This window comes from Halomonas sp. ND22Bw (assembly GCF_003011945.1).
Classification (GTDB): domain Bacteria; phylum Pseudomonadota; class Gammaproteobacteria; order Pseudomonadales; family Halomonadaceae; genus Halomonas; species Halomonas halophila.
This window is the reverse complement of the sequence record NZ_PXWD01000903.1, coordinates 1-270: the sequence shown is the minus strand read 5'-3', so window position 1 is coordinate 270 and position 270 is coordinate 1. Positions and strand designations below refer to the sequence as shown.

Sequence of the window (270 nt, the reverse complement as noted above, 5' to 3'; positions counted from 1 at the left end):
CCGAGGCAATGGGCGATCGGAACCCGCATGTCCGGCATCGCGAGGCCGGCCGTCACCGCGCCGTCGCGCCAGTAGACGAGGCCGTGCACGATCGATTGCGGGTGGACGATGACGTCCAGGCGCTCCGGCTCTAGGGCGAAGAGGTGGTGCGCCTCGATCAACTCCAGCCCCTTGTTCATCAGGGAGGCCGAATCGATGTTGATCTTCATGCCCATCGACCAGGTCGGGTGGGCGGCGGCCTCCGTGGGCGAGGCGCTCGCGATGCGCTCG

Annotated in this window: 1 pseudogene; it reads right to left on the bottom strand. The window is 68.1% G+C overall.

What is annotated here, in order from left to right:
• A pseudogene (locus CVH10_RS20765) lies at positions 1-270 on the bottom strand (1-deoxy-D-xylulose-5-phosphate reductoisomerase); the annotation flags it as partial.